14 protein-coding genes and 1 pseudogene are annotated in these 16,920 nt (G+C 44.7%); 8 read left to right on the top strand and 7 right to left on the bottom strand.

What is annotated here, in order from left to right:
* The first annotated feature begins 104 nt into the window (after positions 1–104).
* From nrdJ to BM003_RS10520, 5 genes are all read left to right on the top strand, one after another.
* The gene (gene nrdJ, locus BM003_RS10540) at positions 105–2,330 is read left to right on the top strand and encodes a ribonucleoside-triphosphate reductase, adenosylcobalamin-dependent (protein WP_093672852.1); all 2,226 of its coding nucleotides are present in this window, start codon (positions 105–107) and stop codon (positions 2,328–2,330) included.
* A 20-nt stretch (positions 2,331–2,350) separates the two neighbouring features.
* Positions 2,351–2,851: a DUF6580 family putative transport protein gene (locus BM003_RS10535; protein WP_093672850.1), complete on the top strand. Its 501-nt coding sequence runs from the start codon at positions 2,351–2,353 to the stop codon at positions 2,849–2,851.
* Between the two features lie 33 nt (positions 2,852–2,884).
* Entirely contained in the window at positions 2,885–3,313 is a 429-nt protein-coding gene (locus tag BM003_RS10530; protein ID WP_093672848.1) for a DUF4430 domain-containing protein, read from the top strand.
* A 26-nt stretch (positions 3,314–3,339) separates the two neighbouring features.
* Positions 3,340–3,924, top strand: a complete 585-nt coding sequence (locus BM003_RS10525) for a cob(I)yrinic acid a,c-diamide adenosyltransferase (RefSeq protein ID WP_093672846.1) — start codon at positions 3,340–3,342, stop codon at positions 3,922–3,924.
* Between the two features lie 80 nt (positions 3,925–4,004).
* Positions 4,005–4,775 carry an ATP-binding protein gene (locus tag BM003_RS10520; RefSeq protein ID WP_245734208.1) on the top strand — a complete coding sequence of 257 codons (771 nt, stop codon included), beginning with the start codon at positions 4,005–4,007 and terminating at the stop codon, positions 4,773–4,775.
* Between the two features lie 84 nt (positions 4,776–4,859).
* Here BM003_RS10520 and BM003_RS10515 read toward each other — a convergent pair whose 3' ends face one another.
* The 4 genes from BM003_RS10515 to BM003_RS10500 all read right to left on the bottom strand — a co-directional run bounded on the left by BM003_RS10515 (position 4,860) and on the right by BM003_RS10500 (position 9,404).
* A complete protein-coding gene (locus BM003_RS10515; RefSeq protein ID WP_218143243.1) occupies positions 4,860–5,528 on the bottom strand; it encodes a Crp/Fnr family transcriptional regulator in 669 nt (222 codons plus the stop codon).
* Between the two features lie 18 nt (positions 5,529–5,546).
* A complete protein-coding gene (locus BM003_RS10510; protein ID WP_093672841.1) occupies positions 5,547–6,083 on the bottom strand; it encodes a ferritin-like domain-containing protein in 537 nt (178 codons plus the stop codon).
* Positions 6,084–6,111: 28 nt separating this feature from the next.
* On the bottom strand, positions 6,112–6,339 hold the full coding sequence (locus BM003_RS10505; RefSeq protein ID WP_093672839.1) for a heavy-metal-associated domain-containing protein: 228 nt from the start codon (positions 6,337–6,339) through the stop codon (positions 6,112–6,114).
* A 1,193-nt stretch (positions 6,340–7,532) separates the two neighbouring features.
* Positions 7,533–9,404, bottom strand: coding sequence for a heavy metal translocating P-type ATPase (locus BM003_RS10500; protein WP_093672837.1), 1,872 nt, complete (start codon positions 9,402–9,404; stop codon positions 7,533–7,535).
* Positions 9,405–9,698: 294 nt separating this feature from the next.
* On the opposite strand from BM003_RS10500, the gene BM003_RS10495 reads away from it, so the two are divergent.
* Complete coding sequence (locus tag BM003_RS10495) at positions 9,699–10,370, top strand: type 1 glutamine amidotransferase (RefSeq protein WP_093672835.1); 672 nt, start codon at positions 9,699–9,701, stop codon at positions 10,368–10,370.
* On the opposite strand, the pseudogene BM003_RS10490 reads toward BM003_RS10495, so the two are convergent.
* The 3 genes and pseudogenes from BM003_RS10490 to BM003_RS10480 all read right to left on the bottom strand — a co-directional run.
* A pseudogene (locus tag BM003_RS10490) lies at positions 10,336–10,491 on the bottom strand (hypothetical protein); the annotation flags it as partial. The gene BM003_RS10495 and the pseudogene BM003_RS10490 overlap by 35 nt on opposite strands.
* 301 nt (positions 10,492–10,792) lie before the next feature.
* Positions 10,793–13,486: a bifunctional acetaldehyde-CoA/alcohol dehydrogenase gene (gene adhE / locus BM003_RS10485; protein WP_093672833.1), complete on the bottom strand. Its 2,694-nt coding sequence runs from the start codon at positions 13,484–13,486 to the stop codon at positions 10,793–10,795.
* Between the two features lie 230 nt (positions 13,487–13,716).
* Positions 13,717–14,928, bottom strand: a complete 1,212-nt coding sequence (locus BM003_RS10480; RefSeq protein WP_093672831.1) for an acetate/propionate family kinase — start codon at positions 14,926–14,928, stop codon at positions 13,717–13,719.
* A gap of 602 nt (positions 14,929–15,530) precedes the next feature.
* Between BM003_RS10480 and BM003_RS10475 the strand changes: the two genes are divergently transcribed.
* Positions 15,531–15,899 (top strand): hypothetical protein, encoded by a 369-nt coding sequence (locus BM003_RS10475; protein WP_245734204.1) that lies wholly within the window; start codon positions 15,531–15,533, stop codon positions 15,897–15,899.
* Positions 15,900–15,987: 88 nt separating this feature from the next.
* Entirely contained in the window at positions 15,988–16,749 is a 762-nt protein-coding gene (locus BM003_RS10470) for an RpnC/YadD family protein (protein WP_093672829.1), read from the top strand.
* Positions 16,750–16,920: the final 171 nt, after the last annotated feature.

Raw genomic sequence — 16,920 nt, 5'->3', positions numbered from 1 at the left:
ATTGTACCCAAAAGCCGCGAACACTATATATTGATCGTATTGTTGACTTCAATACAATATCTAGTTATCATGAGCAGGAAACGTCGTTGAGAGGAGTAAAAATAATGCAGATTAAGTTATCCGATGCTTACATACAAAAGATAAAGTCAGAAGTTCAGCCGCACTGGGGTGAACTCGGATGGGTCACCTATAAAAGAACCTATGCCCGCTGGATTGAGCCGCTTGGCCGCTACGAAGAATGGGACGAGACAGTAAGGCGAGTGGTTGAGGGCAATATTAATCTGGATCCGAGACTCCATGAGGATCAGGTATCCGAAGCAACCGTCCGTGAGCTTGGAAAAGAAACCGAGCGCTTATTTAAACTCATTTACAGCCTGTGCTCCACCCCATCAGGGCGCAACCTTTGGATCTCCGGTACGGACTATCAGCAGCGTGTCGGCGATGCATTGAATAATTGCTGGTTTATTGCGATTCGTCCCCAAGCCTACGGGGACAGCCACATCGTTCCTTTCTATCTGAAGAAAGAGCAGCCGGCCGTATCCATGCCCTTCTCTTTCCTGTTTGACGAATTAATGAAAGGCGGCGGTGTCGGTTTCTCCGTTTCCAGAGCAAATATTTGTCAAATCCCTCCGGTGACGCGTCACGTGAAGCTGGATATTCTGATTAGTAAAGAAAATGGCGATTACGCAGCAGCGCTTGAAGCGGGCGCTCAAGATGCCGATACCTGGTATCAGGATCATGACCGCAAATCTTACCTCTGTTACCAAACACCGGATACACGCGAAGGATGGGTAGAATCGAACGCCCTGCTCATTGATGCTCACTTCTCGTCTAGGATTGACCATGCCTCCCATGTGGTCATCGATGTCAGCTCGATTCGTGAAAAAGGGGAGAAAATTAAAGGATTCGGTGGTGTGGCTGCAGGCCCTGTTCCGTTCATTGACATGCTGGGCGCAGTAAACCGTGTGCTGAATCAGGCAAATGGGAAAAAGCTCACATCCGTGGACTGCACGGACATCTGCAATTTAATCGGCAAAAATGTCGTTGCCGGCAATGTGCGCCGCAGTGCGGAAATTGCCCTTGGTGATCCGGACGACCAAGCCTTCGTCACGATGAAACAGGATCAGGAACAATTAATGGATCATCGCTGGGCCTCAAACAACAGTGTGCTGGTCACTCCTGATTTTAATCATTACGATGCGGTTGCCGAGGCGATTGCCAAAAATGGAGAACCGGGTATCGTCAATCTGGACAACATCCGCAACTACGGACGGCTGGCAGACGGCCGTCAGCCAGGCATCGACGCTGACGCAGAAGGAACCAACCCCTGCGGCGAAATTTCTTTAGGAAACGGCGAACCGTGCAACTTATTTGAAGTCTTCCCAGGGATTGCAGAAGAAATGGGCTGGTCGATGGAAGAAGTCTTCAGTCTTGCCGTCCGCTATGCCAAACGCGTGACGTTCTCGCACTATGATTGGCAATGCTCAAGAACAATCATCGAGAAGAACCGGCGCATCGGCATCTCAATGAGCGGCATCCAAGACTGGGTACTCGAACGATTTGGAGAACGTCTCGTCAGAGGATTCGTTGATGAGCAAGACCCGGAAAGCGGAACTTCGTATCAAAAACCGGTATTTAATGAGCAAGCGGCACAATGTGTTGATGCCTTTTATCAAATGGTCGTCAAAGCCGATCAACGGTATTCCCAGACACTCGGCTGCAGTCCATCAATCAAACACACAACCGTCAAACCTTCCGGAACAGTCTCAAAGCTTGTCGGGATATCCGAAGGAATGCACTTTAGTTTCGATAAATACTTGATTCAACGCATCCGTTTTCAGGACAGTGATCCCTTGCTGCCTGCACTGCAACAAGCCGGCTACACGATCGAAAAAGATGTATACTCTGAGAATACGATGGTCGTCGAATTCCCGGTTAAAGCAGGCGGTGCCTATCATAAAAGCTTTGTATCCGCGAATGATGTATCGATTGAGGAGCAGTTTGCGACACAGCTGTTTCTTCAAACTTACTGGGCAGATAACTCGGTCAGCTGTACCATTACTTTTCATAAAGATGAAGCGGATAAGATTGCCGATTTGCTGCAGCAATACCGAGAGTTATGCAAGTCAACTTCACTGCTCCCATACAGTGGTCATGGCTTTGCTCAAGCACCGAAAGAGCCAATCAGTAAAGCAGTGTACCTTGAGCGCAAAGCCAAAATCCGCGCGGATGTTGCTGAACTCTATCAAACGCTCCGTCTCAAGGAACAGAAAGACCTTGAAATTGTCGATCAAAGCGACTGCGTCGGTGGCGCTTGTCCGGTAAAATAAGTGACCTGGAGGGTACCATAATGCTGGCCATTCATAAAATGACACTGCTCTCTTTGCTAACTGCAGCCGCGGTCGCCGGCCGGCTTGCGATTCACGGAATGAATATCCAGCCGGCGACACTCATTATCATTCTGACCGGATGGTTTTTTGGCTGGAAGATGGGGGCTGCTGAAGGGCTATTAACAGCGCTGGTTTCCGATCTGTTCCTTGGTCTCGGCTACTGGACGCTTTTTCACCTTGCCGCGTGGGGACTGATCGGACTCCTGTCCGCACTGCTTCCACAGAAGCAGTGGCTCTATTTCTTATGGCTGTTCGTGAGCGGATTAGTGTTTGGTATGATCATGGCCTTGTCCTATTTTGTTTTCACCCAAAATCCCTTAACGGTCATCGGTCTATGGATCAGCGGACTGCCTTTTGATCTCTATCACGCGGCAGGAAATCTCATTTTCGGTTTGTTTTCTCCGCTGTTGTTCAAAGTCTTCGCAGCTGAATCCCGTAAATTAACCAAACAGACCCGTTAAGCAAACAACCTACACGAAGAGGAGACAAAACTAATGAAAACCATTTATAGAATCATCATTGCACTACTTGCAGCCGCCGTATTATTTGGTGCAGGCTTTTGGGCCGGACATCAAACGGCGCAGAACGCTGCAGCAAAACCAGCCGCACGTGCGTCTCAAACTGCTGCTTCAAGTGCTTTTATCAGCATTAAGGACGGTTCTCATGTACAAGAAGGCAAAATCGCATTTTCAAAAAACGAAACCGTCTTTAGCCTGCTTCAAAAATTCAGTAAAAAACAGCATCTCGAAATGAGCAGCAGCGGCAGTGGCAAAATGGTCTATGTGACAAGCTTAAACAACAAAAAAGCCTCAAAAAAAGCCGGCTGGCTGTTCACCGTTAACGGCAAACAGCCCAATGTCGGCGCTGGTGCCGTAAAAGTTCAAAAAAATGATCAGATCGTCTGGTACTATAGCAAGTTTTAATGACGTTAGAGCAGAGGTGAAAAAACATGGCAATTTATACGCGAACGGGTGACAAGGGGCAGACCAGCATTATTGGCGGTCGGCGGGATAAGGACGACATTCGAATCGAAGCCTATGGAACGGTTGACGAAACCAATAGTTTTGTCGGGTTGGCCATTGCCCAGCTAGATCCCGCCCTATTTCAGGATCTTTTGGATGATTTGGAGAAGATTCAACATGAATTGTTTGACTGCGGCAGCGATCTGGCAAGCGTGATTAAGGAACGACCGAACAAATTACACCAAGAAATGGTCGATTGGCTGGAGAAGCGGATCGATGCGTTAACCGATGAAGCGCCGAACATTGAACGCTTTATTCTGCCGGGAGGGACGGCCGCATCCGCCTCGCTCCACATCGCCCGCACCGTGGCACGACGAGCCGAGCGATGCATCGCAGGTCTTATGAAGCAGGATCAGGCACTGTCCTCTCTGCCCTTGCGCTATATCAACCGTCTCTCTGATTACTTTTTTGCCGCCGCACGCATCGCCAACTGTAGGCTCCATGTAAAGGATGTTGCCTATGTTCGAAGTGCTCGCGTCTTTCGGGGGAATAAGCATGATACTAAGAACTAAGCGCAGCATTAATCCATCTCATAAAGGCTGGTGTCACCATGCGTCGCTTAGCTAATTTCTTAAATGCAGATGGCATCGATTTGAAGCGAAGCTTAGTCAATGTGACGCATTGCCGCAATTGCGGCAGAGCGTTGAATGTCTATAAAATGCGAATGGTCGGCGGGCCGCGAAAAGGTTCATGGACGACGATCACCGAGCCTTGTGACTGCTCGTTGTCTCAGCAAGCGCTACAAGAGGCCGACAGAATCAAGCGTGAACGATTTAACGAACTGTCGACGCTCAACGATGCCTTAAAACAGGCAACATTAAAAAATTTTTCCGCACAGAATGCGTCACAGATCCATGCCGTTGAACATGCCGTTGAATTTGTTGAAAAAATAGGAGAAAATAAGCCGGCGAGAATGTTCTATTATGGCAAACCCGGCCTTGGAAAATCGCATTTAGCCGTTGGAATCAGTAAACTGCTTGACCAAAACTATCATAAAACATGCTTATTTATCGATGTTCCAGCTCTAAAGCTCATCTTTAAATCAACCTGGACGAAAGAGAGTACGCTCACAGAGCGCGATCTGATGGCCTTCATCGCTGATGCCGATCTGCTCATTCTGGATGATGTTGGTGCTGAAGGGATTACTCCATGGACGAAGGAGCTCATCTTCGCCATACTCAATGCGCGGTTATCGAAAAGTCTGCTGGTGACGACAAATCGATCAATCTCAGAACTCTATCTCGATTACGGTCCTAAAATTATCGACCGCTTTCTAGAAAATATGTCCAAAGCGGATCTTGTACACTTAGACGGTGACTACAGCCATCGTCTTGCACGCTTTATCGAGGATGATGAACAGTAACACTAATCGTCGTACTAGAAAGGCAAAATTATAAATTTTTCACCTGTGAAAAAAAGTCCCGTCAGCTTTTCCTGACGGGATTTTTTAATTGATGACATAACGCGCTTCAAGTTCTTCCGGATCAAGCAAGGTCACTGTTTGCTTCTCGCGATGAATCAACGCTTTATCCTTTAATAACTTAAATTTACGGGACAACGTTTCTGGAGTCGTACCCAAGAACCCCGCCAATTCCTTCATTTTCACAGGCAAATCGAAGGTCAGGGAATCCTTTGCCTTCGCTAAATCCAGCAGATAGACCGTTAATCGCGTTTCTACAGCTTCCATGAGTAAAAATTTTGACTGGTTCTCCGCAGAAACCAGTTTTTCTGCATTCGTCTCTAATAATTTCAGACTGATCTGAGGATACGTCAGCAGCAGCTTCCGGAAGTCTTGGTGAGCCAGTGTGCATACCACCGTTTCTTGAAGTGCTTCGCCAATTAAGCTGTCGTTTTCTGTACCGAATAATGCCGTTTCGCCTTCATACCCACCCGGTTCGACAACGCGCAGAAGCTGCTCGCGACCAGAGCCGGAAATCTGATAGACTTTCATGCGTCCTTTGGCTACGATGGTCAATTGCTTCTGATCATACGGTTTGAAGATCTGTTCCGCTTTCTTATAGACATGACGTTTGGTCAGTTGATCAATTTTTTCTAAATCAGACTCGTCCAAATGATTGAACAGAGGGACCAAGATCAGACAGCTATGCTTCCCCATCATTCAAACCTCCATTAATTAATCATCATCGTCTTCTTCTAACCCCTCTCGAGGAGCATGACCTAAGAACGCCTGTAACTCACGGATCTTGCGATTATTCCAGCCTAATTGCTGCACCAGAAGCGCTTGAAGTGCCAGTTTATCCTCTTTTTCAGCTAATTTAATCGCGCGCGTGATAAACAGATTTTGCGTATCAAAGTCTTTCACCGCAACCACAAGCCATTCTTTAGCAGAGAGATACTTGAATTTCCCATGTTCCTCCAACATACTGTAACGGTTGAACTCCTCAGTTGTTGTCGGAATCACTTCACTTTCATCTAACAACACTTGTGCAAGCTCGTCAAATAACCTGATTTCTGTTTGGATCGCCTGGCTGAAGAATTCCTTTAAAAATGGAGTCTCGGATCCTTTGGCATAAGAAACGGCCTGAGCCAGCTTTTCCTGATGAATCTTCAGATTGGCTAAAATATGACCGGTCATCGCTCCGCAGGTCGGGATGTGGTGATCTTTCTCCGACTGAGAAACTTCTGCTTCATACAACGCATCGATTGACATACGCGTTCCTCCTCTGAATTTATGATCCTTAAGCTTCCTTTACTTTTATCGATTCGACTTCATAACCGAGTTTCGACACGATCTGCGCAACCGCTTTGGCTGAGATCTTATCTGTATCGATTTCTGCTTTAACCTTGCTGGAATTAAACAAGACTTTCGACTTTAAAATGCCTTCCTGATGTGCAAGGCCGGTTTCAATTTTTTGCAGGCATGACGGACAGGTCAGCGCCTCTAATTGTAAAATTACTTTTGTCATCTTGAACGCCCCTTTCTTTTGTTTACTAGTTCAGTTTAAAGCGATTCGTTCATTAATAAATTGACAGGTATCAACTTTTAGAAAATCCGGGCAAATAGCGCCCGGTCCTTAATCTCCAGCCATGTGTTATTGGTTCGTGTCTTTTCGGTGCTGAATCGTTGCTTCGGTTACTCGCGATCAACTGGTGCGCTCGCGGGCGCACCGCGAGCCTCCTCAAACAGGCAGGAATCTGCGGGGTCTCGCCGGCACCTAATCCCGCAGGCGTCTCGCGCTTACGTGTCTGGATTTATTATCTGGGGCCAGCATGCTCAAAATCATAAACTTTCTTTACTTGTTAGAAAATCCAAGCCACGCTTGGTCCTTAAACCATCCTGATTTTTGTGTACGCTCCGATTGCTCGCTTGCCGCGGGCGATCCGAGAGCCTCCTCAGACAAGCAGGAATCTGCGGGGTCTCTCTTGGCTCGCTATCCCGCAGGCGTCTCGCGCTTACGTGTCTGGATTTATTATCTGGGGCCAGCATGCTCAAAATCATAAACTTTCTTTACTTGTTAGAAAATCCAAGCCACGCTTGGTCCTTAAACCATCCTGATTTTTGTGTACGCTCCGATTGCTCGCTTGCCGCGGGCGATCCGAGAGCCTCCTCAGACAAGCAGGAATCTGCGGGGTCTCTCTTGGCTCGCTATCCCGCAGGCGTCTCACATCTTCGCGTTTGATGCACAGTCTTTTGCGTAACCAAAAATCATATACTTTCTTTACCTGTTAGAAAACTTGGCTTCGCCAAGCCTCTGGCGAAGCCAAGTTTTCTAACACTGATAAAAAAGTATAAAAAAATTAAAGATTCAAGGAAACGAGTGTAAGTGCAACTAAGCCTCTGTCTGCGCCAAGGCTTGCCAATCTGCAAGTTTTCTAATAAATCATTTTGATCCTTAATTAAGTAACGCGGCCAGGATGCAAATAAGCGGAGATTTTCCGGTTATATGCATCCTGGCGCTTGTTTTACAGGTACATAAGGGTAATTTTTCCGCTTATGCACAGAAAAACCCTCCATTTTCACGTTTTTTGATTCGATAAGCGGACTTTCTCCGTCTATTTAAGCGATTTTTTCATTCATTTTCTAATTAAGCGGAATTTTTCCGTTTATTTCTAAGATTGGGCCCCAGTGTTAGAAAAATAGTCGGAAAGAGCAACGTGTTTATTCAGCATGCTTCGTGTGGTACCTTAACAAACGCATCCCGTTCATGATGACCACTAAAATGCTGACTTCATGGACGAACATGCCGCTCGCCATATAAATATAGCCAAAGATCAGACCAATCAATAAGAACGCAACGGTAGCAATGGCAATAATAATATTTTCTTTCATATTTTTTACCGTTTTCTTCGTTAATCCATAAGCATGGACAAGCTCGGTAAATCTGGACTTCATTAAAACTATATCTGAGGTTTCCACCGCAACATCGGTCCCGCTGCCCATGGCAATGCCAATATGTGCCGAGGCAAGGGAGGGGCTGTCATTGACACCATCCCCGATGAAAGCGACAGTATGACCCGCCTTCTTCAACTTTTCTACATAACCCACTTTATCTTCCGGCAACAGCTCTGCATGAACTTCATCAATACCAAGTTGCTGGCTAATCGCCTGCGCAGTCCGCACATTGTCACCCGTCAGCATAACCATTCTTTTGATGCCCATTGTTTTTAACGCTGCTAAAGCTGCTTTAACCCCGTCTCTTGGCGTATCGGCGATACCAAGCATAAGCGCCAGTTGCTGATCGACCGCAACTAAAACGGTGGATATTCCTTTCTCTTCCATCTCAGCTAATTTTCGTTCCTGCTCGCGGTTCAATTGAACACCGGCTTCAGTTAACAGGTTACGATTACCAACCAGGACGGTCTGGTTTTCCACAACTGCCCGGATTCCCTTACCCTTAACCACTTTGGTTTGCGTCACCTTCAGATGACTGTAATCAATAGCATGCGCCTCGGCATAGGCTAAGATCGCCCGACCAAGTGGGTGATCGGATTCCTTTTCAATAGCAGCTGTATAGGCTAATCCACGTTGCTGACCAGGCATGGCATTCATTTCTACGAGCTCAGTCTGTCCTTTCGTTAGCGTGCCCGTTTTGTCAAAGACTAACGTATCCACCTTACTGAACGTATTCATGATCTCGCCGCCTTTGATCAGAACGCCGCGTTTTGCGCCATTACCGATACCGGCGACATTGGATACCGGAGCACCGATCACTAAGGCCCCCGGGCAACCCAGGACTAAGATTGTGATGGCCAGACGGATGTCCTGCGTGATCCCCCAGACAATTATTCCCAATAAGAGAACGGCTGGCGTATAGTAGCGGGCAAAATGATCAATAAACTTTTCCGCATGTGATTTCGTATCCTGAGCTTCTTCAATCAATTCAATGATCTTACCGAATGTGGTATCCTCACCCACACGAGTTGCCTTAATGCGTAACGTTCCATTGTCTAAAAGAGTCCCAGCAAAAACGGTCGCGCCCACTGACTTATCAACAACCCGCGATTCGCCCGTGACACTGGCTTCATTCAGATAGCCGTGACCTGAGGTGATCACCCCATCCACCGGGACCTGTGCACCCGTCTTCACTAAGAGCTCATCACCCTCATTGACTTCATCACTATCCGTTTCCTGCACCTGACCATTCTCTTGATAAACCCAAGCTTTCGTCGGAGCCATTTCAGTCAGGGTTTTAATTGAGTTGCGCGTTTTCTGCAAGGTTTTCTGCTCCAGATAACTCCCGAACAAAAACAGAAAGACAACGATCGCCGATTCGTTATATTCACCAATGAAAAGGGCACCGATCACAGCGATACTGACTAACAATTCGATGCTGATGACCTTAACGCTCAAGGCCTGCCATGCATGAATCAAAACCGGTAAAAAGCCGACAAGTGTAGCCGCGATAAAGGTCGCCGTATAACCTAATTCCCATTGAAAAAGTCCTTTACTAAAAAAGCCGAGGACAATCAATGCACCGGTCAAATAGGTGATGTGTTGGTTATGTTTCTGTACCCATTTCTGGACGTTCATACAGCCTCCCCCTCCTTTTTATAACTCAAGGATAAACGAAGACCAAGGATATAAAATTGACCGCTGTCAAGAAGTAACGATTTATTGTAAATTAAATGATTCGATTTCATTCCTGAAGTTCGCGCGGCTAAGGTTCCTTTTTGGTATGGGAAGACTTTATTGAAGCTAAAAGATGCGCTATGATTGAATCAATGATTTTTAAACGAAGATGCAAGAAGCGGATGATTGACCGCAATGTACAAAGCAAAACAAGGCTGATTGACGGATTGCAAAATCGATAAAGTGGGTGATGACATGAACATTGACGTAGTGCAGCACGTTCCCTTTGAAGGACTCGCATCTATTGAAGAATGGGGCAACGATAATGGCCATACCTTTCGCATGCATAAGCTCTATGAAAATCCCTCAATACCCCGGATCGACGATCTTGAATTTCTGATCCTACTCGGCGGACCAATGAGTGCAAATGATCAGGATCAACAATGGATTGACGAAGAGCGCAGATTAATCAGCAAGACCATTTCCGAGAATAAACCTGTATTTGGCGTCTGTTTAGGCGCTCAACAGATTGCTAAAGCATTAGGAGCCGCTGTTATTCAAGGCGATAAAGAAGTAGGCTGGCTTCCGATACGTTCCGTTTCTTCTAGGTTACCATTTATACCTGAGGAATTGACTGTTTTTCACTGGCACGGCGAGCAATTTGGACTTCCCGATCGAGCGGAACGATTAGTGAGCAGCGCGGCATGTCAAAACCAGGGATTTATCTACAGTGAAAAAGTGATTGGCTTGCAATTTCATCTGGAAATGACCCCTAAAAGTGTTCAGGGATTACTCACCCATGACGGAGATTATATTGATCACTCACAATTCGTGCAAAGCGCTGAGGAAATAACCGACTTTGGTATTCCTGAACAAAACAAAACGGTTTTATTTAGACTTCTAGACTACTTAGTGAAGAACAAATAAATTTAAAAAGAGCTGATCGTTTCGTGACCGTATTTTCTAAAGAATGAGGGATCAAAGATACAGCAAATGTTCCCGGTTGTACATCATCAACTGTCACGCTCGTACCATTGATGGCAATTGAGCCTTGTGGAACAAATCATTAAATTTGATAGGTCTTCTCTTTAGCTTTTTCAATACTCATGTGCATTACGGATTGCGCATGATCGTGCATGATCTTGACTTTCAATAGTTTCGGCAAGAGACATAATCCATTGACTATTTGACCATAATAAATCCTCCTAAAGTTGAATTTGTTCGTTCACCTTAGGAGGTTCATTCACTTTCTTCACTTGTTGCACGCAATAAATCCGAAACAGGTGTGTTCAACCCCTGTAGAATCGGACTATTGTTTCAGCTCTACTTAATGCTAATAAACATATTCATTAAAACTGGTCAATCAGCAATTGTCTTATTTCATCCAATCCCGGCTGACGTGGATTCGCCGGTGTGCACTGGTCGTTATAAATCAAATCAACCAATTTATCAAGTGCAGCGTCAAATTGCTGCTGAGTCACACCATTGGCCGACAGTTTAGGCACAACATCCAGAGCTTTCATTAAAGCCGCTATCTTATCGCAAAATGCTTCAACCAGCTCTGCATCGCTCGTTCCTTGCATACCTAAAGAACGTGCAATGTCGGCATAGTCTTTTTGACCGCGATATACTTCGTAACGCGGGAACGGCGTCCGTTTTACTCTGCCGGAGACACCATTGAAACGAATAACATGCTGCATTGCGATTGAAATGGCCAAACCATGCGGTAATCCAAATTCCCCACCGGTTTTATGTGCAAGCGAGTGATTGATTCCAAGGAAGGCATTGGCAAACGCCATACCACCCAAAGTAGCAGCATAATGCATTTTTTCGCGTGCCTGCTCACCCGAGAGTGTCGGGTTCTTAGGATCATACTTATACGATTCTTCCAGGTTCTCAAAGACAAGCTTAATTGCCTGCAGTGACCACGGACGTGTAAATTCAGATGCCATAACTGAAACATAGGCTTCCAAAGCGTGAGACAGTGTATCCAGTCCGGACAGCGCAACGGTTCTTTTCGGAACGGTCATGACAAATTCCGGATCGACGATGGCAATTTGCGGTGTCAGTTCATAATCAGTCAATGGGTATTTAACATGTGTGTTATCGTCTGTGATTACCGCGTACGGCGTTACCTCAGACCCTGTTCCGGATGTTGTCGGGATGGCAACCAACTGGGTCTGCGTTTGATGATGGAATTTAACGATTCGTTTGCGGATATCAATGAATTTCTGTTGCAAACGTGTGAACAACTCACTGACTTTTTCATAGCTGTCTAAGAATCCGGGTTCTTGTTCCAGTGAGTACTCATAGATAAAGCGGGCAATTTTAGACGCATCTAGCGCAGATCCACCGCCGATCGCAATGACTGTATCCGGTTGGAACTCGCTCATTTGTTTTGCGATTTCGATCGTCTGCCCCAGTGTTGGGTCAGGTCGAACGGTCCCATAGATCGACGTTTTCACCACATTATCTCGAATTTCCAACTGTTCATAAACCTTGTCAACGAAACCGAATTTAACCATTCCCGGATCCGCAACAATAAATGCCCGTGAAACTTTTTCAATGTCCTGAAGATAAGAAATTGCATTTTTTTCATAATATATTTTTTCCGGTAAACGAACCCATTGCGGACGATTACGACGTTTTGCGACGGTTTTGATATTCAATAAGTCTTCAGTTGATAAGTTATGCGACAATGAATTTTTCCCCCATGATCCTGTTCCTAAAGTCAAGCTTGCACGCAGTGCATCTGTGTAAATATCGCCAATGCCTCCGATTGAATCCGGTTGATTCACTAGAATTCGAGCGGCCTTAGTCTTTTCGCCGTACTCATTGATAAACGGATCTGCCTGTGAGCCGATTTGAATCGCTGCATTGTGTCCTGCTCCTTGGTAATCCAAAAGAGCTGCAATAATTTGAACACCTTGATCACGATCCTTAGCTTTATAAACAGACAGCAACGGAGACAGCTTCTCAGAGGAGAGTTTTTCGCCAATGTTCTTCGGGTCAAGCTCAAACAACATAACATCCTTGCCCTCCGGAAGAATGACACCTGCCTGTTCCGCAATCCATCGAGCAGGTCTGCCGGCAACCGGTCCGTTTACACCATGGTTGTCATTGAAAACGAAATCAGCTATTTTTTGATAATCTTTCTTAGGAACAAGGTAGGCGCCTTTTTCCAGCATTCTGTTCATCCATTGATCATAGATTGGTGCTTCAACAACCACTGAGTTTTCAGTAGCGCAGATCATTCCGTTGTCAAATCGTTTCGACAGCAGCAAATCTTCGACTGCCCGGTCAAGATGCGCTGTGTGGTCAACAAATATTGCCCCGTTACCGGCACCGACACCCATGGACGGATTACCTGATTGCAATGCCGCATTAACCATCCCCGGACCTCCGGTTGCTAATATAGAAGCGATTTTGGTATTGCGAATTAGAGCTGTTGTATTGTTAAGCGACGGTTTTTCAATCCATTGAATAACATCTTTAGGCGCGCCGGCGGCTACGGCTGCATCATATACGATTTTGGCTGCATGAGCAGAACATTTTTGCGCCTGCGGATGAAAGGCAAAAACGATTGCATTGCGTGTTTTCAATGCCAGTAATGATTTGAACATCGTCGTTGAGGTAGGATTAGTCGTTGGCACAATCCCCGCCAATACCCCCAATGGCGCTGCGATTTGAACTTCGCCGGCAACTTTATTCTCATGAATCACACCGACTGTTTTGTCATTCTTGATTGTATTGTAAACATTTTCAGTTGCAAAACGATTTTTCGTATCCTTATCTTCAACAACGCCGCGTCCGGTTTCATCAACTGCTTCATGTGCAAGCAACAAAGCTGCTTCTGATCCTGCCAGAGCTGCTGCAGCAACAATCTTATCAACCTGTGCCTGTGTGAACTTGGAATATGCTTTTTCTGCTTCCAAGGCTTTATCGACCAATCCGGATGTATAGTTTTTCGCTTCTTCCATCAAAGCTTTTTTTTCATCATCAGACAAAACCTTATTCACTTTAGGTTTTACTAATTTTTCCATTTTAAAAACTCCTTTTTTTCTATTTTTATTTTAGAAAACTTGCCGATTGGCAAGCCTTGGCGCAGACAGAGGCTTAGTTGCACTTACACTCGTTTCCTTGAATTTTTAATTTTTTTATACATTCTTACCAGTGTAAAATTACCCCTACATAGTAGCCTTTTTACTAATTAAATAAGTTCTATTTTTGTGATTTTTTTCACACAAACTACAATAATCTACAACCTGATTTATCACCCTGATTTTTCCCTCAGATGCATTGGGGCTAATCTGAACGTGTCGCAAGCGATCATTAGTTCTTCGTTAGTGGGAATGACTAACGCTTTAATTGGTGAATCCGTTTTGCTTATCAATAATTCCTGTCCGTTTATCTGATTCGCTTTTTCCTCGCAAAATACACCCATAAATTCAAGACCATGTAGGACCTCCCGACGAATCATCGAACTATGCTCACCGATTCCCCCCGTAAAAATAATTGCATCCACTCCTGACATTTTTACTGTATAGGACCCGATGTATTTTTGAATGCGTTCAACAAAAATTCGAATGGCTAGTTTTGCCCGATGGTTGCCTTGCTCGGCCTCTTTTTCTATGTCACGCAGATCGCTCGAAACACCCGAAATGCCGAGCATGCCACTTTTTTTATTCAGTATAGTCACGACTTCGGACGCATTCATATCGGTTTTATCCATGATATATGGGATCAGAGCCGGATCGATATCCCCAGATCGAGTCCCCATTGTTATGCCGGCCAATGGCGTAAAACCCATAGATGTATCGACAGATTTACCACCTTTTATCGCTGTGATGCTTGCCCCATTACCCAGATGGCAGGAGATCAGTTTTAAAGTCTCAATCGGCCGTTTTAATAATCTGGCCGCACGGGCAGCCACATATTTATGACTCGTTCCGTGAAATCCGTATTTACGCATGGCAAAATCCTGGTAATAATTATAGGGTAAACTATATAAATAGGTTTCTTCACTCATTGACTGGTGAAAAGCCGTATCAAACACGACAACTTCCGGTACACCTGGTAGAACCTTGCAGAACACTTTGATTCCAATGAGATTAGCAGAGTTATGCAGCGGTGCGAGATCCGAGAGATTTTCAATTTTCCTAATAACGTCGTCCGTCACCAATGCAGAATCGGAAAAAAATTCACCACCATGAACGACACGATGACCAATCCCCTTGATCATATCCAACGACTGAATGATTTTGTAGGAAACCAGTCGCCTCAATAGCAAACGAACAGCCGTTTCGTGATTAGGAATCAAATTGATTTTCTGAATTTTTTCCCCCTTTACGATGATGGTAAAGATCGAACGGGACAAACCAATGCGTTCAATAGAACCCTTCGTCACTAATTTCTCTGCAGGCATATCCAACAGTTGAAATTTGAGTGACGAACTGCCCGCATTGATCGCCAAAATCAAAGACATCTCATTCACCTCCTGTACTACTAAACTTATGATTTGAGAAATGATCCATGCAACCAATAAAAACACGAATGAACCGTGCGTCAGTATCTGTCGCTTTGGCCTAGTGATTTTATGGAAATAATTGTTCATGATCCCATCCATCGTTTGAAATGATTAAGTCATCGTACCTGCTCCTTTCTGGCATTTCATTTTTTAAAGCAGTACTATTTGTGAATATTTTCACATAAATCCCATTAAAAACGCTCTGTACAAAGACTACAAAAGCCAAAAAGCCTTTTGCTTATTATGGTTGCTGAACACTTCCCTTATTTGCAACTGTTTTTACAACCCTGTTGTAACCGTTAACAATTTACAAATTGAATATAGCACATAATGCACTGTGTGTAAACGTTTTCGCCAAAGAATATTTTAAATTATAAATTTTTAAGTGAAATTTTTTTGTGCGTCTAAAAAAGTGAGAACAGAATTGTAGTTTCATTGCTTTTACTGTTTTTCTTGATCGTTTTTGACCCAGCATATGTATTTTCACCCTATGTAAGCACTAACATCAACTCCTTTTTATTGTTTTAGTCGTTTGCAAGTGACTTGCGTTGGAGTTAATAATGAAAGAAACGACAAAAGGAGTGAAAGAGATGGGTATCAATTTCAGTCATTGTGAGGCGCATTGGTCTTACGGGCTCTTTCATCAATTCAGGGAAATGCTTGCTTCTGAAATCGGCATGAATTTAAATCAAATGGAGGGTTTCGGCGGAACGACCCCATTCGCTGATTTCAATGATCCAATCATTCCATTGCTTGACCATTCAGACTGCGACGGATGCCTGTCTGTGGAAGAATGTCAACGCGTAGCTCCGCGATTAAAAGAGCTGACCGCTCATTGGCCGGAAGTAAACTTTAAACAGGAAATTCGTTCACTCATCGGCGGCATGGAACGATCTGTACAAGAGAACCAGCCGCTGTACTTTTGCTGATTACATTCTGACGAAAATGAGTTCAATTATTATTTAGATTCAAGCCTCTCCTCCACATCCAATCCCTTCCCCAAAGGAGCATGATCGAGTGACTGATCACGACCGCCTTTTCAAAGAATTGCTGCATAACTTTTTACGGTTTAAAAAGAACCGAACAAACTGTGTGCTCATTATTCATGTCGAAGCCCAAAATACGCATCAAGAGCACTTCCCGCAACGCATGTTCACCTATTTTTCAATGATTTATCTAAAATTCAGAAAACCTGTTTTACCGATTGCCATTTTCAGCTATGATGGAGTTAGAGATGAACCCAATGAATTCGTCATCAAGACACCATTCCTTGATGCCATGACGTTTCGTTTTTTTAAGATGGAATTAAAAAGGATGAACTGGCGCACATTTATGCACAGCAACAATCCTGTCAGTGCCGCTTTGATGAGTAAAATGAATTATAAAAACAAAGAACGTGTCGCTGTTCGACTCTCCTTTCTCAGACAGATGGCCCGTTTGCAACTTGATGAAGCACGCAGCAGTATGATTAACGGATTTTTTGAGACCTATTTAAATCTGAATGAAAATGAGGTGGATCAACTCATGAAGGAAGTTCATGCATTGCCTAAAGATGAGCAAGAACAAGTAATCAAATGGCCGAATTCATTCTATGATCGTGGGGTTAGGAAAGGTAAGGCATTGGGTAAGGCTCTGGGCAAGGTAGAAGGCAAAACTGAGGGAAGGGCTGAAGCGCAAAAAGAGATGGCGCTGCGCATGCTTCAAAAGAACATGGATCTCCATACCATCTCCGAGTTAACCGGGTTATCTGTAGAAATAATCAGTGCGCTGAAGAAATAACCGTAAATAAAGATCAGGCATCATTCCTAACCCATGTTGGCGTGATGCCTTTTTTGTTATCAGTTCAGTAGCCAATGAACAGACGTACTGTTATTTCACAAGCAAAAAATAATGGCGGGCTGATTCATATAAAAATGACTATCCTTGATTTCTCGCAAAAATGCTAGAATT

This window comes from Sporolactobacillus nakayamae, assembly GCF_900113325.1.
GTDB lineage: Bacteria > Bacillota > Bacilli > Bacillales > Sporolactobacillaceae > Sporolactobacillus > Sporolactobacillus nakayamae.
Note: the sequence above shows the minus strand (reverse complement) of the source record. Positions and strands in the feature narration are given on the sequence as shown.

What these genes read in the sequence shown, in the direction of transcription:
- BM003_RS10515 (WP_218143243.1), bottom strand. Translation starts at nt 5,528, where the DNA reads ATGGGGAAGCATAGCTGTCTGATCTTGGTCCCTCTGTTCAATCATTTG.
- BM003_RS10500 (WP_093672837.1), bottom strand. Translation starts at nt 9,404, where the DNA reads ATGAACGTCCAGAAATGGGTACAGAAACATAACCAACACATCACCTAT.
- BM003_RS10535 (WP_093672850.1), top strand. Translation starts at nt 2,351, where the DNA reads ATGCTGGCCATTCATAAAATGACACTGCTCTCTTTGCTAACTGCAGCC.
- adhE (WP_093672833.1), bottom strand. Translation starts at nt 13,486, where the DNA reads ATGGAAAAATTAGTAAAACCTAAAGTGAATAAGGTTTTGTCTGATGAT.
- BM003_RS10495 (WP_093672835.1), top strand. Translation starts at nt 9,699, where the DNA reads ATGAACATTGACGTAGTGCAGCACGTTCCCTTTGAAGGACTCGCATCT.
- BM003_RS10475 (WP_245734204.1), top strand. Translation starts at nt 15,531, where the DNA reads ATGAAAGAAACGACAAAAGGAGTGAAAGAGATGGGTATCAATTTCAGT.
- BM003_RS10530 (WP_093672848.1), top strand. Translation starts at nt 2,885, where the DNA reads ATGAAAACCATTTATAGAATCATCATTGCACTACTTGCAGCCGCCGTA.
- BM003_RS10480 (WP_093672831.1), bottom strand. Translation starts at nt 14,928, where the DNA reads ATGTCTTTGATTTTGGCGATCAATGCGGGCAGTTCGTCACTCAAATTT.
- nrdJ (WP_093672852.1), top strand. Translation starts at nt 105, where the DNA reads ATGCAGATTAAGTTATCCGATGCTTACATACAAAAGATAAAGTCAGAA.
- BM003_RS10505 (WP_093672839.1), bottom strand. Translation starts at nt 6,339, where the DNA reads ATGACAAAAGTAATTTTACAATTAGAGGCGCTGACCTGTCCGTCATGC.
- BM003_RS10525 (WP_093672846.1), top strand. Translation starts at nt 3,340, where the DNA reads ATGGCAATTTATACGCGAACGGGTGACAAGGGGCAGACCAGCATTATT.
- BM003_RS10510 (WP_093672841.1), bottom strand. Translation starts at nt 6,083, where the DNA reads ATGTCAATCGATGCGTTGTATGAAGCAGAAGTTTCTCAGTCGGAGAAA.